16 protein-coding genes and 1 tRNA gene are annotated in these 19,934 nt (G+C 60.7%); 11 read left to right on the top strand and 6 right to left on the bottom strand.

The features are described 5' to 3' along the window. Positions 1 to 80: 80 nt before the first annotated feature. The gene (locus F0M18_RS08860) at positions 81 to 878 is read left to right on the top strand and encodes a universal stress protein (protein WP_149611037.1); all 798 of its coding nucleotides are present in this window, start codon (positions 81 to 83) and stop codon (positions 876 to 878) included. Positions 879 to 950: 72 nt separating this feature from the next. Here F0M18_RS08860 and gcvP read toward each other — a convergent pair whose 3' ends face one another. Continuing rightward, a complete protein-coding gene (gene gcvP / locus F0M18_RS08855) occupies positions 951 to 3,842 on the bottom strand; it encodes an aminomethyl-transferring glycine dehydrogenase (protein ID WP_149611036.1) in 2,892 nt (963 codons plus the stop codon). Positions 3,843 to 3,954: 112 nt separating this feature from the next. Between gcvP and F0M18_RS08850 the strand changes: the two genes are divergently transcribed. From F0M18_RS08850 to F0M18_RS08840, 3 genes are all read left to right on the top strand, one after another. Then, complete coding sequence (locus F0M18_RS08850; protein ID WP_149611035.1) at positions 3,955 to 4,554, top strand: uracil-DNA glycosylase family protein; 600 nt, start codon at positions 3,955 to 3,957, stop codon at positions 4,552 to 4,554. 95 nt (positions 4,555 to 4,649) lie between these two features. After that, on the top strand, positions 4,650 to 6,815 hold the full coding sequence (locus tag F0M18_RS08845; protein ID WP_149611034.1) for a hypothetical protein: 2,166 nt from the start codon (positions 4,650 to 4,652) through the stop codon (positions 6,813 to 6,815). 390 nt (positions 6,816 to 7,205) lie between these two features. Beyond that, entirely contained in the window at positions 7,206 to 9,329 is a 2,124-nt protein-coding gene (locus F0M18_RS08840; protein ID WP_149611033.1) for a TonB-dependent receptor family protein, read from the top strand. Here F0M18_RS08840 and F0M18_RS08835 read toward each other — a convergent pair. Together F0M18_RS08835 and greB are read right to left on the bottom strand one after the other, a co-directional pair. Continuing rightward, the gene (locus tag F0M18_RS08835) at positions 9,326 to 10,741 is read right to left on the bottom strand and encodes a spinster family MFS transporter (RefSeq protein WP_149611032.1); all 1,416 of its coding nucleotides are present in this window, start codon (positions 10,739 to 10,741) and stop codon (positions 9,326 to 9,328) included. The genes F0M18_RS08840 and F0M18_RS08835 overlap by 4 nt on opposite strands. Continuing rightward, positions 10,719 to 11,216, bottom strand: a complete 498-nt coding sequence (gene greB / locus F0M18_RS08830) for a transcription elongation factor GreB (protein ID WP_149611031.1) — start codon at positions 11,214 to 11,216, stop codon at positions 10,719 to 10,721. Before greB ends, F0M18_RS08835 begins: the two co-directional genes overlap by 23 nt. A gap of 145 nt (positions 11,217 to 11,361) precedes the next feature. On the opposite strand from greB, the gene F0M18_RS08825 reads away from it, so the two are divergent. The 7 genes from F0M18_RS08825 to F0M18_RS08795 all read left to right on the top strand — a co-directional run bounded on the left by F0M18_RS08825 (position 11,362) and on the right by F0M18_RS08795 (position 17,617). Then, the gene (locus tag F0M18_RS08825) at positions 11,362 to 12,204 is read left to right on the top strand and encodes a M23 family metallopeptidase (protein WP_149611030.1); all 843 of its coding nucleotides are present in this window, start codon (positions 11,362 to 11,364) and stop codon (positions 12,202 to 12,204) included. Positions 12,205 to 12,325: 121 nt separating this feature from the next. Continuing rightward, positions 12,326 to 12,511 (top strand): Trm112 family protein, encoded by a 186-nt coding sequence (locus F0M18_RS08820; protein WP_135445632.1) that lies wholly within the window; start codon positions 12,326 to 12,328, stop codon positions 12,509 to 12,511. A 4-nt stretch (positions 12,512 to 12,515) separates the two neighbouring features. Next, complete coding sequence (locus tag F0M18_RS08815; RefSeq protein ID WP_149611029.1) at positions 12,516 to 12,863, top strand: histidine triad nucleotide-binding protein; 348 nt, start codon at positions 12,516 to 12,518, stop codon at positions 12,861 to 12,863. A 32-nt stretch (positions 12,864 to 12,895) separates the two neighbouring features. Next, positions 12,896 to 15,496 carry an alanine--tRNA ligase gene (gene alaS / locus F0M18_RS08810; RefSeq protein ID WP_149611028.1) on the top strand — a complete coding sequence of 867 codons (2,601 nt, stop codon included), beginning with the start codon at positions 12,896 to 12,898 and terminating at the stop codon, positions 15,494 to 15,496. 142 nt (positions 15,497 to 15,638) lie between these two features. Continuing rightward, positions 15,639 to 16,880 (top strand): aspartate kinase, encoded by a 1,242-nt coding sequence (locus F0M18_RS08805; protein ID WP_149611027.1) that lies wholly within the window; start codon positions 15,639 to 15,641, stop codon positions 16,878 to 16,880. 175 nt (positions 16,881 to 17,055) lie between these two features. Beyond that, the gene (gene csrA, locus F0M18_RS08800) at positions 17,056 to 17,250 is read left to right on the top strand and encodes a carbon storage regulator CsrA (protein WP_149611026.1); all 195 of its coding nucleotides are present in this window, start codon (positions 17,056 to 17,058) and stop codon (positions 17,248 to 17,250) included. A 276-nt stretch (positions 17,251 to 17,526) separates the two neighbouring features. Further along, positions 17,527 to 17,617 (top strand) — tRNA-Ser (locus F0M18_RS08795). On the opposite strand, the gene F0M18_RS08790 is transcribed toward F0M18_RS08795, so the two are convergent. The 3 genes from F0M18_RS08790 to F0M18_RS08780 form a co-directional block, all read right to left on the bottom strand. Beyond that, complete coding sequence (locus F0M18_RS08790) at positions 17,577 to 18,938, bottom strand: site-specific integrase (RefSeq protein ID WP_188109657.1); 1,362 nt, start codon at positions 18,936 to 18,938, stop codon at positions 17,577 to 17,579. The two genes, F0M18_RS08795 and F0M18_RS08790, sit on opposite strands and share 41 nt — an antisense overlap. Then, a complete protein-coding gene (gene xisR / locus F0M18_RS08785; protein WP_149611024.1) occupies positions 18,925 to 19,137 on the bottom strand; it encodes an excisionase family protein in 213 nt (70 codons plus the stop codon). The genes F0M18_RS08790 and xisR overlap by 14 nt, the downstream gene beginning before the upstream one ends. A gap of 109 nt (positions 19,138 to 19,246) precedes the next feature. Next, positions 19,247 to 19,915: a S24 family peptidase gene (locus F0M18_RS08780; protein ID WP_149611023.1), complete on the bottom strand. Its 669-nt coding sequence runs from the start codon at positions 19,913 to 19,915 to the stop codon at positions 19,247 to 19,249. Positions 19,916 to 19,934: the final 19 nt, after the last annotated feature.

The following is a 19,934-nucleotide window of genomic DNA, read 5'->3' as shown; positions in this document are numbered from 1 at the left end:
CCCGCGTCAACTCATGACACCAGCTCTGCGGTCATCATTACCCGAAATAATGAACTGCTCACTGGCGGGAACCGACGCGCATGGTGCTCAACAAGATCTTTGTCCTCCTGGACCCTACCACTGAAGAACAGGCTGCGTTCGAGCGCGGCCTGCAATCCGCGAAGATGACCGGCACCCGCTTGCATCTCTATGCCTGCCTGACCAGCGCGCTCGCCGGCGACGACAGGGAGGCCTGCGAACAGCGGGTAGCGGATATGCTCAGGGGATTCCTGCTGCGCTGCCAGGACGCAGGTATCGAGGCGGTGGAAGAGCTCGAATGGGATGATGCCTGGAGCGAGGCGGCGGTGCGCGCGGCGGCACGCTGTGGTGCATCCATGATATTCAAGAATTCCTTCGAGCACCGCGATGTGCAGCGCGCGATGCGCCCGACCTCGGATTTTACCCTGTTGCGGCTGGCCTCGTGCCCGGTTTTGCTAGTGAAAGACAGGCGTGACTGGAGTCATCGCCGCGTACTGGCGGCGGTCAATGCCGAGGCCACTGATGCAGCGCACAGGAAACTCAACAACCTGATCATCAGTTTTGCGCAGAACTTTACCGATGCCTACGGCTCGGATGCGCACTTCGTCAGCGCCTACCACGACAGTAACCACCCGCTGGAGCAGGCTGAACTGGCCAGGATCTGCGGTGCGCCACTGGAACACGCCCACGTGATCAAGGGTTCCGCGGCGCCGGTGATCAGCCAGCTGGCAGACGACATCGCCGTGGACCTGATTATCATCGGCACAGTGGGGCGCAGCGGCATCAAGGGCAGCGTGGTTGGCAATACCTCAGAAAAAATACTCGACCATACCGCAGCCGATGTGCTGGTGGTGAACTGACCGGCACAGCTTTAGGTTCAGGGTGCTGAGGGACGGACCCGCGCCGCTGCAGCCGGGGCCGCGTTCTCCGCCTCAGGCTTCTTCCCTGTAGCTGTCGATCGCCGGGCAGGCGCAGAACAGGTTGCGGTCACCGTAAACGTTGTCCACCCGATTGACCGGAGGCCAGTACTTGTAGCGCCGCAGTGACGCCACCGGGTAAGCAGCCAGTTCCCTCGAGTAGGGGTGCTCCCAGGTGCTTGCCGCCACATCCGCCAGGGTGTGGGGCGCGTTGCACAAGGGGTTGTCCCCGGCATCCAGCTTACCGGCCTGTACGGCCTCAATTTCCTGCCTGATCGCAATCAGCGCGTCGCAGAAACGGTCCAGTTCAAACAGTGACTCCGACTCGGTAGGCTCCACCATCAGCGTGCCGGCTACCGGGAAGCTCATGGTGGGGGCGTGGAAGCCGTAATCGATAAGTCGCTTGGCAATGTCTTCTTCGGTGACGCCGGACGCTTCCTTGAGCGGGCGGATGTCAATGATGCACTCGTGGGCCACGTTGCCAGTGGTGCCGGTGTACAGGATCGGGTAGTGGTCTTTCAGCCGGTGGGCGATGTAGTTGGCGTTGAGGATGGCCACTTTGGTGGCCAGTTCGAGGCCCTGTGCGCCCATCAGGGCGATGTAGGCCCAGGAGATGGGCAGTATCGAGGCGCTGCCATACGGGGCGGCAGAGACCACATCATTGCCCGCGTCCACACCCGGTACGGGGGCCACCGGGTGGCTGGGCAGGAACGGTTGCAGGTGCGCGCCCACGCCGATCGGGCCCATACCGGGACCACCGCCACCGTGGGGGATGCAGAAGGTCTTGTGCAGGTTGAGGTGCGATACGTCAGCGCCGAACTTGCCCGGCGCGGCTATACCCACCAGTGCATTCAGGTTGGCGCCGTCCACGTAGACCTGGCCGCCGTGCTGGTGCACGATTGCGCACAGTTCGATAATGGACTCTTCGAACACACCGTGAGTGGACGGGTAGGTGACCATGATGCAGGCCAGGTCGTCGGTGTGGCGCCCGGCCTTGAGGCGCAGGTCATCCATGTCCACATTGCCCTGGTCGTCACATTCGACGATCACCACCTTCATGCCGGCGAGCGCCGCAGATGCGGGGTTGGTGCCGTGGGCTGACGAGGGTATCAGGCAGATATTGCGTTGCGCGTCGCCACGGCTCTGGTGGTAACGCATGATCGCCAGCAGGCCCGCGTACTCGCCCTGCGAGCCCGCGTTGGGCTGCATGGAAATGGCGTCGTAGCCGGTGGCCTGCAACAGCATGTGTTCCAGTTCGCCGATCATGGCCTGGTAGCCGCGGGTCTGGTCTGCAGGTGCAAAGGGGTGCAGGCCGGCAAATTCGGGCCAGGTCACCGGCAGCATCTCGGTGGTGGCGTTGAGCTTCATGGTGCAACTGCCCAGCGGAATCATGGCCCGGTTGAGGGCAATGTCCTTGTCTTCCAGGTAGCGCATGTAGCGCAGCATCTCGGTTTCTGAGTGGTAATCATTGAACAGGGGGTGCTGGAGGTAGTCCATGTGCCTGGACAGCTCGCCAGGTATCCCCGGTTCGCCGTCGATCGCCTTGTCCAGTGCGCTCACATCCGGCAGGTCGCCGTCGGCAAACACCTGCCACAGGGTTTCTACATCCGCAGCCGAGGTGGTCTCATCCAGCGCTACGCCCAGGCGTTCGCCGCCGATGACGCGAAGGTTTATACCATGTCGTAGTGCGGCTTCGACAATGGCCTGCTGGCGTTCACCCACGTGGAAGGTGAGGGTGTCGAAGAACTGGGCGTTCTCTGCGGCCAGGCCCATCTCCCGCATGCCGGCACCAAAGATCGCAGTGAGGCGGTGGATGCGCTCAGCGATCCGGCGCAGCCCCTCGGGCCCGTGATACATGGCATAGAACGTCGCCATGATCGCCAGCAGGGCCTGGGCCGTGCAGATGTTGCTGGTGGCTTTCTCGCGGCGGATGTGCTGTTCCCGGGTCTGCATGGCCATGCGCAGGGCCTGGTTGCCCCGGCGATCCACGGACACGCCGATAATACGCCCGGGTATGGAGCGCTTGTAGGCATCACGGGTGGCGAAGAATGCGGCATGCGGCCCACCGAAGCCCATGGGTACGCCAAAGCGCTGGGTGTTGCCCACCACCACGTCGGCGCCGAGCGCGCCCGGCGACTTCACCATCAGCAGGGCCATGATATCGGCGGCTACCGTGACCAGCGTCTGTGCCGAGTGCGCCTGTTCGATAAGCGGCGATAAATCCTCAAGATGGCCATAGGTGCCGGGATATTGCAGCAGCATGCCGAAGGCCTGGTGCTCTGCCAGCAGCGCATTGGGCTCGCCTACCACGACCTCTATGCCGAGCACGCCCGCGCGGGTTTTGACCACCGCGATGGTTTGCGGGTGGCAGTCCTCGGCCACGATGAACACGTTGCTACGGTTCTTCTTGTTGACCCGGTGCAGCAGCGTCATGGCCTCCGCCGCGGCGGTGCCTTCATCGAGCATGGAGGCGTTGGCCAGATCCATGCCGGTCAGGTCGATGACCATCTGCTGGAAGCTCAGCAGCGCTTCCAGGCGGCCCTGTGATATCTCCGGCTGGTAGGGTGTGTAGGCGGTATACCAGCCTGGATTCTCCAGCACATTGCGCTGGATGACGGCAGGGGTATAGGTGTCATGGTAGCCGGTACCGATATAGGATTTATTGACCACGTTCTGCTGTGCCAGTGACCGCAGGTGGCCCAGCACGGCCTGCTCGGTCTGGGCCGCGGGCAGGTCCATTGGGGCCTGCCGGCGAATCGCTGCCGGCACCGTGTCGTCTATGAGCGCATCGAGGCTGTCATACCCCAGTGTGCGTGCCATTTCTTCCTGCTGTTTGACAGTGGGACCGATATGGCGTTGGATGAAGTCCGAGTGGTTTTCCAGCTCAAAAAGGGACGGACGGCTCATAAGTGCTCCGGCTAACGCAGTGGGGTTGCAAGTGGGCGTCGTAGACGGGCGCGATAGTACCAGCCTAAAAGCCCATAGCCAATAAACTGTGTATGCCCCGAATTCTTACGCTATGCCTGAACAATACGCACCAGACGGCACTTTGGACGACCTGTTGGCCAGGGTCAGGGACTGTCGTCACTGTGAGCCCGCGCTACCGCTCGGTGCCAACCCGGTATTGCGCGCCAGTGTCACCGCACGGCTGCTGATTGTGGGGCAGGCGCCGGGTACCCGCGTGCATGCCACGGGCATCCCCTGGAACGATCCCAGTGGCGACCGCCTGCGGAGCTGGCTGCAACTGAGGCCCGAGGTGTTCTACGATGCCAGTCGCATTGCGATTGTGCCGATGGGCTTCTGCTACCCGGGCAAAGGCAAGTCGGGAGACCTGCCGCCGCGGCCGGAGTGTGCTCGCCTGTGGCATGCGCAACTGCTGCACCATATGCCGGGGCTGGAGCTGGTGCTGCTGGTCGGCAATTACGCCCAGCAATACTACCTGGACGCGCCGCGGGAAACGCTGACCGAACGTGTCAGGCGCTGGCAGGAGTTTGGCCCGCGGTATTTCCCCCTGCCACATCCCTCGCCGCGCAACACACTGTGGTTGCGGCGCAATCCGTGGTTTGAACAGCGGGTGTTGCCGGCCCTGCGGGAGCGCATCGCCGCGCTGCGGCTTTAGCGCAAAGGGGTTGATGTTGATCATGCCGCCCACAGCGGCGATGGCTTACTATTTTTCGGCTAGACTGTAGCAGACAATAAAAACGGAGTTTTCTCATGACATTACCTCACCCATGCAGTCGTTTATGGTTCGTGCCGTTACTGGTGGCAGCGCTCAGTGCCTGCTCCGACAGCAGCGACAGGCCGTCATCGCCGCCGCTGATCAGCATTGAAACCCCCAATGCCGAGCGCTGCGAAATACTCGATGCCGTCAACTGCATGTTTCCCTGGCCGAGCAGCGCGTTCACCGTAGCGGATGAATCCACCCGCACCGGCCTGCGGGTCAACCTGGTCGCCGAGTCGCTGCCTGCCAACAAGCAGGGCGTGCATGTCGACCCGACGCAGTGGAATCGCAATGACGGGTTTTCGCCTTCGCAACTGGTGATGCTGCAGGTGCCCGGAATTGACCTGGCGCAAACCGGCGCCACGGCGATTACTGACCTGGCCACGTCCCGCGACCCGGATGCGCCCATCGTGGTAATCAATGCCGATACTGGCGAGCGGCACCTGATCTTCGCCGAACTGGACGCCAATACGGACGACCCCGCCGAACAGGCTTTACTCATTCGCCCGATGCAGCAGTTTGATCGCGGTGGGCACTATATCGTTGCGCTGCGCAACCTGCGTGACGGGGACGGTGAACTGATCGAGGCGCCGGAGGTGTTTCGTGCCTACCGTGACGGCACCTTGACGGATAACGATGCCATTGAGGATCGCCGCGCGGCCATGGAGGACATCTTTGACACCCTGGCCGATGCCGGCATTGACCGGGATGCGCTCTACCTGGCCTGGGATTTCAATATCGCATCGGTGGAGAATATCACCGAGCGCCTGCTGCACATTCGCGATGAGGCTTTTGCTGATCTCGGCGGATCCGCGCCCATGTTCGAGGTTACCGAGGTAAATGAATTTGCGCCCTGTGGCGACGACGGCTGCCAGGAAGGAGAGGACGAGCAAATCAGCCGGGAAGTGGCCGGCACCTTCTCGGTACCCAACTTTCTCGACTCCGACGAGGGTGGCCCGGGCTCCAACTTCTACTATGCCGAGCCCGATGACGGTCTGCCCGATCGCCTCGGTGGCGACAACCTGTTTACGGCCAGGTTTTTCTGCCGCATTCCGCGCTCGGTGAGCGAGGACTTCAGCCAGCCGCCCAAGGCGCAGGCGCGCCCCTCGCTCTACGGTCACGGCCTGCTCGGCAGCGCCGGGGAAGTGCAGGGCGGCACTGGCAACAATGTGGACATCATGGCGGATGATTACCGGATGATGTTCTGCGCCACCGACTGGAGCGGCTTTGCCAGCGAGGACGCAGGCTTCGCTATCCAGGTACTGCAGGACTTCAGCCTGATACCCGCATTCTTCGACCGCCAGCAGCAGGGCATGCTCAACTTCATGTTCCTGGGCCGGCTGCTCAAGCACGAGGCCGGTTTCGCCGCGCACGAGGCGTTCCAGTCAGCCGGCGTGCCGGTGTTCGACAATTCCGTGGTCTATTACGACGGCAACAGCCAGGGCGGTATTCTCGGCGGCGCACTGATGGGTGTTATCCAGGATGTAACCCGGGGTGTACTCGGGGTGCCGGGCATGGCCTACAGTTTCCTGTTGCGGCGCAGCATCGACTTCGATATCTACAAGCCCTTCTTCAGCGGCAGTAGCACCGGCGACGGCGGTGGCGGCTATCCCAGTATCAAGGACCAGGGCTTCCTGCTTTCCTTCGCGCAGATGCTGTGGGACCGCGCCGAGTCCAGCGGTTATGTCTACCACATCGAGAACAATACGCTGCCCAATACGCCCTCCCATGCAGTGTTACTGCAGGTGGCCTTTGGCGATCACCAGGTGAGCATGTGGGCAGCGGAGTCCATGGCCCGGGCCATTGGCGCGCGCCTGCGGGTGCCGGCAACGGAGCCTGGGCGTCACCCGGACAGCAACCCGTATGTCGACCTGGAACCGGTGCCTGCCGGTGTCTATCGCGGTTCGGCTATCTCGATCTGGGATAATGGCCCGGTTGGCGGCGGTGCTGAAAATGGCGGTTCTGCGGCGCCGCCCATCACCAATACGCCTCCGTTTGAGCCGGACTTTGGCGAGGATCCGCACAGCCGGCCGCGCAAGGACCCTGTCGCCCAGGAGCAGAAACACTTCTTCCTGATGCCGGACGGGGTAGGGCGCTTCGTCGATACCTGCGACCCCAGCCTGCCCTGCACCGTGGACGGTTATACGCCCGGCGGCTAGCTGCATGTATTGAGCCGGCCCGCAGTGCAAACTGCGGCGCCGGCGTATGCTCGCGAAGGTGATCAGGCCGGATGTGGGCAACTTATGGGCACTGGCCCCGGGGAGCCACAGCACGCTCCCCTCGAATGCCTTCAAGCGGCCGCTAACTGCGCCTGAACTCCGCCCGGGTTCGCATCGTCGCGCCTGCTGTGCGCCAGCGACGGGCGCAAATCCTGCACCGGGGTTGCGCTACCCGCCAAGCTTTTATTCCCCGGCTCTCAGGCCCCCTTGCCCGAATCCCCCGAGGTGAGCTGAATCCGTATATGAGAATTAATCCCATCTACGCTTGTAAATGAGAATGATTGGCAATACTATCCTCGCGAATCATTTGCACAACCACCCGGAGATAGCATGAAACAACGGATACTGGCTGCCGCCGTGGGCGCAGCACTGACCGCCCAGGCTTTTGCCAACACCAACACCAACGCTATAGAAGAGGTCACCATCATCGGTGACAAGGAACAGGCGCGCCTGTTGGCGGGTACGGGCTCAGTGGTGGATTACGAACAGATATCCATTGAGGCCGCGCGGGACATCAACCAGTTGCTCAAAACCGTGCCCGGCATCTATATACAGGAGGAAGACGGCTACGGCCTGCGGCCGAATATCGGTATTCGCGGCGCCACCGCAGAGCGCTCCTCCAAGGTAACCCTGATGGAAGACGGTGTGATGATCGCGCCTGCCCCCTATTCCAATCCCTCAGCTTATTACTTCCCGACCATGAGCCGCATGCACAGTGTGGAAGTGCTGAAAGGCGCATCCTTGCTGCGTTACGGTCCCCAGACTACCGGTGGTGTGGTCAACCTGGTGTCTACCCCCATACCCGAGGACAGCGCCGGGGCCCTGCAACTGGCCTATGGCCAGAACGGAGAGGCGGACCTGCTGGCAAACTACGGTGCCCGCAGTGGCAACTTCGGGTTCCTGGTGGAAACAGCCCAGCGCCGCAGTGACGGCTTCAAGGAAATCGATCGCAGCAGTGACGATACCGGTTATGACATACAGGATTACGTGGTCAAGCTGGCATGGGAGACAGAACTGCAGAGCCTGAATTTCAAGGCCCAGTACTCAGAGGAAACCTCGGATGAGACCTACCTCGGTTTGACCGACACCGATTTTGACCGTGATGAGGACAGACGCTACGGCCTGTCAGCCCCCGACCAGATGGACAACGACCATCAGGGCTACAACCTGGTTTACCGGCTGCGCCTGGCGGATAACGTGAACATGACCGCTACCGGGTACTACAACGAGTTTGCCCGCGACTGGTTCAAGCTCAGTGGCGGTGGCAGCCTGATAGAGGCTGCCAATGACGGTGACGCCTTCGCCCAGGGTGTGCTCGACGGCAGCGAAGATTTCCAGGACCTGGCCTACAAGCACAACAACCGCGAATACGAGTCCAGGGGTATTGAACTGAATTTCGATGTTGCCCTGGGTAGCCATCAGCTGGCTCTCGGTGGTCGTATTCATGAAGATGAAATGGATCGCTTCCAGCCTGTTGAGTACTACGACCAGGTGAATGGCGAACTGGTTTTCACCGGCATCAAACAGCCTACCGGCAGTGACAATCGCCTGGAAAAGGCCGATGCCACCTCCCTGTGGGTAGTAGATGCCTGGCAGGTGACCGATGCGCTGAATCTGAACCTGGCACTGCGCTGGGAAGACGTGGAGTCTGAGCGCAAGGAATACGCTGACCCGGAACGCAATGAGCTCAACAGCCGCCGCAGCAACGATAACGACGAGTGGCTGCCGGGCGCTTCCTTTACCTACGACCTGAGCGATGCCTGGCAGGTGCTGGGTGGTGTGCACAAGGGCTTCTCTCCCCTTGGTGGTGGTGCCCAATCGTTCGAGGAGCCGGAGACCAGCGTCAACTACGAAGCGGGTGTGCGTTATCGCGGCGCCTGGTTCGTGGAGGCCGTCGGCTTCTACTCTGACTTCGACAACAAGACCGAGAACTGCTCCAACGCCAACCCCTGCTCCGACGGCTCCACCTCGGGCTCGTTCAATACCGGTGAAGCGGTTATCGCCGGCCTGGAATTGCAGGCGGGCACCAGTTTTGCACTGGGCGCGTTCACCATGCCGCTCGACGTCATGTACACCTACACTGACGCCGAGATCAGTAAAGATAACCCCGATGAAGGCTTTGAAAAGGGCGACCAGCTGGCCTCGATTCCTGAAAACGCCTTCAGCCTGCGCCTGGGTCTCGAGTCCGCCAGCGGCTGGAACAACTACGCCGTGGCCAAGTACATCGACGAGCTGTGCATGAGTGTGGGCTGCGTCGGCGGCGACGCCCGTGACCAGAGTGAGGACCTGTTTGTGCTGGACTACATCAGCCGCTATGAAATGAACGACAGCGCTGTGGTGTTCCTCAAAGTCGAGAACCTGCTGGACGAGCGCGCCATCGTGTCGCGCCTGCCCGATGGCGCACGTCCGAACAAGCCGCGCACGGCTTCAGTAGGCCTGGAGTATCGCTTCTAGGCGTCCCTATCGGCTGACGATGTTGCCCTGGCGCCCGCCGCTGTCGCGTTCAGTGCGCGGCGGTAGCCGGCCAGTCCCTGCCAGCCCAGCACGGCGGCAAGCGGGCAGACCACGGCGGGCAGCAGCGCAAGCGAGTAGCGCAGCGCGGCATCATCTGCGAACAGGAAATCAGTGAGCAGCGCTACCGCGCTGGGGCCAAATGCCAGCCCGAACAGGTTAGTGGAAAACAGCATCAGCGCGGACACCTGGGCGCGCATGCGCTCGGGGGTGATCAGTTGCACGCCGGCGATCCCGACCCCGAAGTAGGCGTTGAGGAAAAACAGGATCGGCCCAGCGGCCACCAGCGCCAGTGAGGGTGAAGGTGCCAGCGGTCCGAGGCAGGCCGGCAGCAGCCAGAGCAGGGCACACAATATGATGATGCGCATGGGGGCATCACTGTGTCCGCTGTCCGCCAGTGGCTTGACACTCCACCCACCTGCCAGGGCACCGATGCTGCCGGCAACAATGAAAATCAGCCCGAACTGGCCGCCCACAGCGGCACGCTCGACGGCATAGGTGCGCAGCATGAACTCCGGATACCAGGCCATAGTGCCGTAGCCAAGAATAGCCAGCATGGACATGGAACCTATAAGGCCAAGGTAGGCGCGCCAGTGCTGGCGCAGTTGCCTGCCGATATCGGCAAGGCCTGGCTGCGGGGTAGCAGGGCTTTCGGATGTGGCGCAGTCCCGATTGCGTATGGAACGGGCAGCGCTGCTGCGCGGCTCGTGCACAAAGCCCAGCAGCCCGACCACCAGGAAACCCGGCACGCCGACCGCGATGAAGGTCATCTGCCAGGCGCTGAGTTCTCCCAGCAGGGGCAGGGAGACCGGCCCACTGGCGGCGAAGTGCTGGAACACAGCGCCGCCGATGATGTAGGCCAGCCCGCCGCCCAGGGTGATGCCCAGGGTGTAGACCGCGATGGCGCGGGGCAGGTGCTCGGGGTCGAACATATCCGCCAGCAGCGAGTACGCCGGCGGAGACAGCGCGGCTTCCCCCACGCCCACGCCAATGCGCGCCAGGAACAGCGTCTGCACGTTTTTGGCCGTGCCGCAAAGGCAGGTCATCAGGCTCCACAGGAATACGCCAATGGTGATGATCCACTTGCGATTGGAGTGGTCGGCGAGCCGGGCGATGGGCAGTCCCAGGGCGATATAGAACATCGAAAAAGCGAAACCATGCAGCAGGCTGTACTGGAAGTCGGTAATGGCGAACTGCTCGCGTATGGGGCCGATCAGTACGGCCATGACGTTGCGATCGATAAACGACAGGATGTAGGCAAGTAGCAGTACCAGCAGCGCATAGTGTGCCTGGCCGCGGCTGGTTGTCGTGGCGGGCGCTGCAGGTTGGGGTTCAGTCGTAGCTGATGTCGACAATGTAAAACACCTGCTCTCCCGCGGGACTGTGCACTACCACCTCATCATCCACCCCTTTGCCCAGCATTGCCCGGGCCATGGGGGAGTCCATGCTCAGTCTGCCCGCGCGCAAATCAAACTCATCGGGGCCGACAATGCGCCAGCGCTTCTCCTCGCCACCAGTATCCTCGAGGGTGACCCAGGCGCCAAAGCGGATCCTGCTGGTGTCGTCAGGCGGGCGCGCGACGACTTCCAGTTCGTCCAGCCGTTTATTGAGAAAACGTACCCGCGAGTCGATCTCGCGCAGGCGTCTCTTGCCGTATATATAGTCGCCGTTTTCCGAGCGGTCGCCGTTCTTGGCCGCTTCGTGCACCGCGTGGGTAACCTGCGGGCGCTCGACTTTCCAGAGCTGGTGTAGCTCTGTGCGCAATGCGGCCTCACCTTCGGGGGTGATGTAGGCGGAGCCGCGCCGGCGCGGTGGTCTGTAACGTCCCATAAGGCGCATTCTATGGCTATGGCGCTGCCTTTGCCAAAGTGAGATGGATTGGTCCCTGCCGCAGGCGTTGTCGGTGACCCCACGGCGCGTGATAATGTTGCGCTGTGACCGTGGTGTGATCACGGCAAGCTTTGCGGAGACATTGATGAAATACCTGATAGTTGCGTTCACAGTGCTGGCCGGTTCGATGGCGGCCAGCGCCAATTGCCCGCCGTTGCAGGGCAACCTGGTGCAGGGCGGGCTGGTCTGGGGAAAAACAACTCCCGATAGCGCGGTCAGCCTGGACGGCAACACGCTGGATGTACTCGCTGATGGCACTTTCTTCGCCGCTTTCGGCCGGGACGCGGCGGCCAGCGCGGAACTGGTGATAGAAGGTGAGCAGCCCTGTCGCCAGTCCCTGCCCATCCGCAAGCGCGAGTACCGCATTTCCCGGGTAGAAGGCGTACCGCAAAAGACGGTTACCCCGTCACCGGAGCACCTCGATCGCATCGCCCGGGAGCGCGCACTGGTGCGCGCCGCCAAGGGGCAGCGCTTGCAGCGTCCGGACCTGTTGCAGGATGCCCTGGCGGGCTTCGCCTGGCCGGCTACCGGCCGGATTTCCGGGGTGTATGGCAGCCAGCGCTATTACAACGGCAAGCCGGGCAACCCCCACTATGGTGTTGACGTGGCGGTGCCAACGGGTACGCCGGTGTACGCGCCCAGTTCCGGCGTGGTGACGCTGGCGCAGCCGGACCTGTTCTACTCTGGCGGGACCGTCATACTGGATCACGGTTTCGGCCTGTCTTCCTCCTTCCTGCACATGAGCAAGCTGCACGTGAATGTGGGGCAGGAGGTGCGCACGGGTGAGCTGATCGGCGAGGTCGGGGCCACCGGCAGGGCCACCGGGCCGCACCTGGACTGGCGCATGAGCTGGCGCAACGAGCGCGTTGACCCGCAGCTGCTGGTGCCGGAAATGGTTGTCGAAGCGGACGCCCCGGACCAGCCCTGAAACGCCGTCCAACCGCACCGCAGCAACGCCGTCAAACCCCGCCGCAATCGCCGCGCACCCGATATGCGGTGCGCACAAAAAGCCGTATAATGCTCGCCCTTTGAACAGGGTCCGATTGCTTATGATCGACAAGAAGTTGCTCAGTATCCTGGTGTGCCCGGTAAGCAAGGCGCCGCTGGAATACGATGAGGAAAAACAGGAACTGGTATGCAAGGCCTCCGGCCTGGCCTATCCGGTGCGCGACGGCATACCGGTGATGCTGGAATCCGAGGCGCGACAGCTCACTGCAGATGAGAAGCTGGGGTAGGGCGATGTCAGACACGATTTTCGGCAAGATCATTGCCGGTGAGATTCCCGCAGACCTGCTCTACGAAGACGAGCACTGTATCGCTATCAATGACATCGCACCGCAGGCGCCGGTGCACGTGCTGGTGATTCCCAAGCGCGGCATTCCCCGTCTGGTAGATGCAGTCGATGCAGACCAGGCCTTGCTGGGCCATTTGCTGCTGGCCGCCGGTAAAGTGGCTGAACAACTGGGTGTACAGGACGCGTTTCGCCTCATTATCAATAACGGTGAAGGTGCCGGGCAAACCGTCTTCCACCTGCACCTGCATATCCTGGCCGGCGCAGCGTTCCCGGAAGGACACATGGCGGGCTGAAGCGTCCCGCCCGCACAACAACGAGACAAACTATGAAGACCGTAGAAATACGCGAGGCTTTCCTGGACTTTTTTGAGCAGCAGGGACACACCCGGGTTCCCTCCAGTTCCCTGGTGCCGGCCAATGATCCCACGCTGCTGTTTACCAACGCGGGCATGAACCAGTTCAAGGACACGTTCCTGGGAGCCGACCCTCGCCCCTACGTTCGCGCCGCTTCCAGCCAGCGCTGTGTGCGCGCCGGCGGTAAACACAATGACCTGGAAAACGTGGGCTACACGGCCCGGCACCACACCTTCTTTGAAATGCTCGGCAACTTCAGTTTTGGCGACTATTTCAAGCGCGAGGCGATCCAGTTTGCCTGGGATTTCCTCACCGGCACGCTGGGCCTGCCGCCGGAACGCCTGTGGGTGACCTGCCATGTCTCCGACGACGAGGCCGAGGAGATCTGGGTCAAAGAGATCGGCTTCCCGCGGGAACGCATTTCCCGCCTGGATGAAGACAACTTCTGGCAGATGGGCGATACCGGCCCCTGTGGCCCCTGCTCGGAGATTTTCTACGACCACGGCCCGGATGTGCCCGGCGGCCCCCCCGGCAGCGCCGATGACGATCTCGACCGCTATATCGAGATCTGGAACCTGGTGTTCATGCAGTTCAATCGCGATGCCTCCGGGGAGATGCACCCACTGCCTGCGCCTTCGGTTGACACCGGCATGGGCCTGGAACGCATCGCCGCGGTGATGCAGCACGTGCACAGCAATTACGAGATCGACCTGTTCCAGGCACTGATCCAGGCCGCGGCCGACATCATTGGTGTTGACGACCTGGAGCACAAATCGCTGCGGGTGATAGCGGACCATATCCGCTCCTGCTCTTTCCTCGTCGCCGACGGCGTATTGCCGGGCAACGAGGGCAGGGGATATGTACTGCGCCGTATCATTCGTCGCGCCGTGCGCCACGGCAACAAGCTGGGCGCCAGCGAGCCCTTCTTTTACAAGCTGGTGTCGACCCTGGCCGGGGAGATGGGCGGGGCCTACCCGGAACTGCTGAAACTGCAGGCGCAGATTGAAAAAGCGCTGCTTACCGAGGAAGAGCAGTTCGCCCGCACCCTCGATAACGGCATGCAGATTCTGGAGGAGGCCTTGCAGGGCCTGCAGGGCGATGAAATTCCCGGCGACGTGGTATTCAAGCTCTACGACACCTACGGTTTTCCCGTAGACCTCACCGGTGACATTGCCCGGGAACGTGGCCTGGGTCTGGATATGGCCGGCTACGAGGCGGCGATGGCCGAGCAGCGCTCGCGCTCGCAGGAGGGCGGCAGCTTCAAGGTGGATTACAACGACATCCTGAAACTGGACGGCCACACCGAATTCACCGGCTATGAGGATCTTCACGGCGAGGGTACTGTGACCGCATTGCTCAGGGAAGGCGCCCCGGTCGACAGCCTGGAAACGGACGAGGAGGGCGTGGTGGTGCTTTCCAATACGCCTTTCTACGGGGAGTCGGGCGGCCAGGTGGGCGACACCGGCTTCATGACGGCCCGCGGCGTAAAACTGGAAGTGACCAACACCACCAAGGCTTCCGACCAGCACCTGCATCACGTGAAAGTGCTGGAAGGCAGTGTGCACAAGGGCGACGTGCTCGACACGCGTGTGGACCAGACCCTGCGCCAGCGTACCCGTCTCAACCACTCCGCCACACACCTGCTGCATGCCGCCCTGCGCAAGGTGCTTGGCGAGCACGTGCAACAGAAAGGTTCGCTTGTCGATTCGCAGCGCCTGCGCTTTGACTTCTCGCACTTCGAGGCGGTGACCGAGGCGCAATTGAAGGAAATCGAAAACCTGGTCAACGAACAGGTGCGCGCCAACACGCCGGTCAACACCCGGCTGATGTCCATGGAGCAGGCCATTGATGCTGGGGCCATGGCGCTTTTCGGTGAGAAGTATGGCGACGAGGTGCGCGTGCTCTCCATGGGCGAGAACGATTTTTCCGTGGAACTCTGCGGCGGCACCCATGTGTCCCGGACCGGTGATATCGGCCTGCTGCGCATTACTGCAGAATCGGGCGTGGCGGCCGGCGTGCGCCGTATTGAAGCGGTGACCGGTGCCAACGCGCTGGCCCACATCGATGCGTTGCAGGCGCAGGTGACCGCCGTGTGCGCGGTGGTAAAGGGTACGGCGGACAACGTGGCCGAAAAAGTTGCCGGCCTGCGCGCTGAGAACCGTGACCTGGAAAAAGAAATCGCCCGGCTCAAGCAGAAGCTCGCCTCCGGCGCCGGTTCCGATCTCACTGCCGAGGCGGTGGACGTTGCCGGCTTCAAGGTGCTGGCCGCCAACGTGGATGGCGCTGATGCCAAATCGCTGCGCGACACCCTGGACCAGGTCAAGAACAAGCTCGGCTCCGGCGTGGTGCTGCTGTCGGCAGTGAACGATGGCAAGGTTGCGCTCGCAGCCGGCGTCACCGCGGACCTTACCGATCGCGTTAAGGCCGGCGACCTGATGCGTGAATTTGCCGGCCGCCTCGGCGGCAAGGGCGGTGGGCGTGCGGATATGGCCCAGGGCGGCGGCACCGATGCAGCGGCACTGCCGGCAGTGCTGAAGGCGGTACCCGACTGGGTGTCGACACAAGTCAGTTGAATTGAGGACCTGCGCCCGCCGCAGCTGAGCGTGCGGAAGGCGGGGGGCTTTAATTCAGGTATGAAGTGGTGTGTAATACCGCCGCTTTTTTCAGCGGTATTTAACAGGCGCACGCCCGCGGGGCGTGCATCAGCGAGATGACATGAGTTTAATCGTACAAAAATTCGGTGGCACGTCCGTGGGCTCTATCGAGCGCATCGAGCAGGTGGCGGAGAAAGTTGCCGGCTTCCGCGAGCAGGGCCACGATGTCGTGGTGGTGGTCTCGGCGATGTCTGGTGAGACCAACCGCCTCATCGGCCTGGCCAATGAAATACAGGAGCGTCCGGTACCGAGGGAGATGGATGTCCTGGTCTCTACCGGGGAGCAGGTCACCACAGCCCTGTTGTCGATGGCCCTGGACAAGCGTGGCGTTAAAGCCAAGAGCTACAATGGCAGCCAGGTGCGTATCCTCACTGACGACGCCCATACCAAGGCCCGGATCAGGGAGATTGACGACCAGCGCCTGCACGCCGATCTCGATGCCGGCTTTGTTATCGTGGTTGCCGGTTTCCAGGGTGTGGACGAGCATGGCAATATCACCACCCTGGGTCGCGGCGGTTCCGATACTACCGCGGTGGCACTGGCGGCGGCACTGAAGGCTGATGAGTGCCAGATCTATACCGATGTGGATGGCGTCTACACTACCGATCCACGCATCGTGGATGGTGCCCGACGCCTGGACAAGATTACCTTCGAAGAGATGCTGGAAATGGCCAGCATGGGTTCCAAGGTGCTGCAGATCCGGGCGGTTGAGTTTGCCGGAAAATACAACGTACCACTGCGCGTGCTGCACAGTTTCGAGGAAGGCCCCGGAACGCTGATAACACTTGAGGAAGACACGGAAATGGAAACGCCCACTATTGCCGGCATCGCTTTCAATCGCGACGAGGCCAAGCTAACCATCCTTGGTGTACCGGATATGCCCGGTATTGCGCACCATATCCTCGGCCCGATCGGCGAAGCCAATATTGAAGTAGATGTGATCGTGCAGAACGTGGCTGAAGACGGTACTACCGACTTTACCTTCACCGTGGGGCGTAACGACCTGCCCAGTGCCGAGGACGTGCTCAAGCGTGTGGCCACTGAAATCAATGCCCGTGAAGTGCGTGTCGACAGCAAGATCGCCAAGGTCTCCGTCGTGGGCGTGGGTATGCGTTCTCATGCCGGGGTGGCCAGCCAGATGTTTGCCGCATTGGCAGAAGTTGGCATCAATATCCAGATGATCACCACGTCAGAAATAAAGATATCGGTTATCATCGAGGAAAAGTTCCTGGAACTCGCCGTGCGCGCCCTGCACTCATCTTTCGGGCTCGACGGGGAACCGCGAGACGAAAACGCTGCCTAACCAGCGAGTGAACACGGCGTCGGAAATGGGAAAGTACACTTCCTAATCTGGCCCTTGACGATCAGTTAACTAAACTGACTGTATCGGAAGTAACTTGTGACCCGTAGTCGCGCGCGTCACAAACTATCATTAGCCCGCGCAAGCCTGGCGGTAATAGCTGTTTTTGGAGAACAGAATGCTGATACTGACTCGCAGAGTAGGCGAATCACTTATGGTCGGTGATGAGATCACCGTGACCGTGCTGGGCGTCAAGGGCAACCAGGTGCGCATAGGGGTTAATGCGCCCCGCGATATTGCCGTGCACCGCGAAGAAATCTACGAACGCATTCAGGACGGCGAAGAGCCGGACCCTGCCGACAAGCCTGAATAATCCCTTCTCAGTTCCCTCTATGACTTTGATTTCGTTCTGATTGTGGTATTATGCCGCGCCTGCGCTGGTGCGGTTTTTGACGAGCCCGCAGGTTCAGCAGGAACCCCGAAAGGGAACACAAATTGGAGAGCTGGCCGAGTGGCTGACCCGGAGCGGCAGCAGGTCGCGCAGGGAGCGCCCGCAGGGCGACCCGAAGGGCGAGGAGCAAAGCGACGAGTAACGCGCACCCCTACTGAGCCGCAGGCTCAGCGGGAACCCCGAAAGGGAACACAATTTGGAGAGCTGGCCGAGTGGCTGAAGGCGCACCCCTGCTAAGGGTGTATAGGCTAATACCCTATCGAGGGTTCGAATCCCTCGCTCTCCGCCATATAAAGGGTTGATTTCATTGGAATAAGATCTCTTCCCTCCTCGGTTTGGGACCATTTTGGGACCAAACTCTCAGAAACCCCTAATTTTTCCGATACGAATGCCGCCATGCCGGCGGCATCTTCGGATATCCACTTGCCGTAGTGCTCATCGATCATGCGGGTGCTGGTGTGCCCGACCTGGCGAATAATCCACTCCTTTGGAATGCCGGCGGTCAGCAATTGGCTGATGAAGGTGTGACGCGCATTGTTCGGCCCGCGATAGCGCACCTTGGCTTTTTTTAGATGGGCGCGCCAAAAGTTATTTCGCACCGTCCCGTCGGATTCGTGTGGCCGCTTGGTATTACTGTTTAGAAAGACGGGTCGAACTTTTTCGGAAGAACTTTTCTTGTTGTCGCGCGACATGACCTTCAGCTGACGCGGCGCCAATCCCTCCGTGAGCGGGCGTTGTAGTTTCAGCCATTCGATTGCAGGTGTGATCAGTTCCACCTCCCGGGTGGAGCGTTTGGTTTTGGTCTGCTTGTAGGTACCGTTCACCCTGGCACGACAGACTTTGACCGTCCCACGCTCGAGGTCGATATCTTCCCAGGCCAACGCGATCAGCTCGGAGATTCTCAGTCCCGACCAGAACGCAAACCCCATCATGTGGATCTCCTGCACGCGTTTCGTCGGGGTGGATAAGATGGTTTCGATTTCTGTCAGGGTGAAGGGGTCGGGATCTTCCCGATCACCCAGCGGCAGGTTATCGATCGCATCAAGGGGAGAGTCGTAGCGCACGTTATCAGCTTTTGCATCTTTGAAGATGCCGCGCAGAATAATCATGATTTCGTTGATGGTTTTATTAGAGAGCGCGATGAGATCCAGCGCAATCCACTTCTCTATTTCTGTCTTCGTGATTGAAGCGAGCTTGTGCGAGCCCCAGCGAGGACGAATGTGATTTTCAACTTTGGATTTGTAGTTCACATAGGTTGATTGTGCGGTCCGGATTTTCTTGACGGACAGCCAGAGGTCCAGGGCCTGGTCAACGGTGCGGTCACGGTGGGGATTGCTGCCGAACTGGCTGCAGCGGTTGGAGTCGGGGAAGTGGCTGGCATAGTCAAAGGTACCGCGACCAATTTCAAATAGAATCGCTGCACGCTTTTTTTCAGCGAATTTGATGTTGGCGTTGGTAACCTGCAAGCCTTTCAAAGTTTCGCGGCACCTTACCCCTCGATACCGAAAATCGATACGGATCGCGGCCCCGTGAACTTGTACGCCATCAGGCAGTTCTGTCTTGGATGACTTTGCTGACGATGTGCCGGTCGATTTGTCAGTGGTAGCCACTTTCCGTCCATTCATCAATTGCGCGCCAGTTGTACATGATGTTGCCATCCGGCGCTTTCACCCAGTGAACGCCCTCTAACCAAACGCCTTGTATGCGCTTGTGCTTCTGTGCATCCAGGCGAAAACCGGTGAGCTCTGTTAGCTTTTTGCCGCGTATCCATTTTGGTAGCGGCACACTGTAGTCAAGAAGATCGTTCATCGCGGTCACACAAGCTCGTAAGATTGGAGTTCGCAAAAGATTAGCACTGAGCTAATCACTGAAACAAGCGATCCTTCCCGCGAAATTCTTACCGCTGTGCTAAACGCACTTAAAGCGCCTCTCCCTTGAAAATGATGACACCGCACAAGACGGTATCTGCAGTTACCTCAATAATGCGATTAGGCCAATCAGGGTTGAGCGTCTTGAGATACTGCTTGCCTTCTTCCACGATCAATTGCTTGAACGTCACTTCATTGGATGCTTCAAAACGAACGACGACATAGTTCCCGTGCTCGGCGGGTGCCTGAGGGTCGACGAAAATCAATTCCCCCTCTCGGAACTTTGGTTCCATGCTGGCGCCGCGCACTCGCAGCACAAACGTCTCCTCGCTACATTTGACCGGGCAGATTAGGAGCTGGGTATTGTAAGGGGGCGGTTTATCCTCGGATATTTCTTGCCCTTTTCCTACCTGGTCCCATGCGATTAACGGATGGTGATTGCCGCGACTGGGGCCATCGCGCTCCAGGGCGATGCTCTCCTCACTATCGTGATCTTCGTCCATCCAGCCCTGGGGCTTGTTCATGGCCGTCTCTAACTTGGCAGCCAGATCATCCCCGATGCCTCGTGGTGTTCCTTTCTTGGTAGGCAACTGATTTCGAACCTGGCTGAGGTAGGAGCTATTGGTGCCCGCAGCACGGGCCAAGCTCGCCGCCGAACCAGCTTCACGAATGAGGATCTCAAGATTCTTGAGCCGTATCGGAATATGCTTTCTTGTCATATATGTAGTTTAGCAGAAT

The organism is Pseudohalioglobus sediminis, assembly GCF_008370495.1.
Lineage (GTDB): Bacteria > Pseudomonadota > Gammaproteobacteria > Pseudomonadales > Halieaceae > Halioglobus.
Note: the sequence above shows the minus strand (reverse complement) of the source record. Positions and strands in the feature narration are given on the sequence as shown.

Excerpts from the sequence above, each read along its gene's own strand:
- F0M18_RS08825 (WP_149611030.1), top strand. The coding sequence starts at position 11,362 with ATGAAATACCTGATAGTTGCGTTCACAGTGCTGGCCGGTTCGATGGCG.
- greB (WP_149611031.1), bottom strand. The coding sequence starts at position 11,216 with ATGGGACGTTACAGACCACCGCGCCGGCGCGGCTCCGCCTACATCACC.
- F0M18_RS08840 (WP_149611033.1), top strand. The coding sequence starts at position 7,206 with ATGAAACAACGGATACTGGCTGCCGCCGTGGGCGCAGCACTGACCGCC.
- xisR (WP_149611024.1), bottom strand. The coding sequence starts at position 19,137 with ATGAACGATCTTCTTGACTACAGTGTGCCGCTACCAAAATGGATACGC.
- csrA (WP_149611026.1), top strand. The coding sequence starts at position 17,056 with ATGCTGATACTGACTCGCAGAGTAGGCGAATCACTTATGGTCGGTGAT.
- F0M18_RS08780 (WP_149611023.1), bottom strand. The coding sequence starts at position 19,915 with ATGACAAGAAAGCATATTCCGATACGGCTCAAGAATCTTGAGATCCTC.
- F0M18_RS08860 (WP_149611037.1), top strand. The coding sequence starts at position 81 with ATGGTGCTCAACAAGATCTTTGTCCTCCTGGACCCTACCACTGAAGAA.
- F0M18_RS08815 (WP_149611029.1), top strand. The coding sequence starts at position 12,516 with ATGTCAGACACGATTTTCGGCAAGATCATTGCCGGTGAGATTCCCGCA.
- F0M18_RS08805 (WP_149611027.1), top strand. The coding sequence starts at position 15,639 with ATGAGTTTAATCGTACAAAAATTCGGTGGCACGTCCGTGGGCTCTATC.
- alaS (WP_149611028.1), top strand. The coding sequence starts at position 12,896 with ATGAAGACCGTAGAAATACGCGAGGCTTTCCTGGACTTTTTTGAGCAG.
- F0M18_RS08820 (WP_135445632.1), top strand. The coding sequence starts at position 12,326 with ATGATCGACAAGAAGTTGCTCAGTATCCTGGTGTGCCCGGTAAGCAAG.
- gcvP (WP_149611036.1), bottom strand. The coding sequence starts at position 3,842 with ATGAGCCGTCCGTCCCTTTTTGAGCTGGAAAACCACTCGGACTTCATC.
- F0M18_RS08845 (WP_149611034.1), top strand. The coding sequence starts at position 4,650 with ATGACATTACCTCACCCATGCAGTCGTTTATGGTTCGTGCCGTTACTG.
- F0M18_RS08850 (WP_149611035.1), top strand. The coding sequence starts at position 3,955 with ATGCCTGAACAATACGCACCAGACGGCACTTTGGACGACCTGTTGGCC.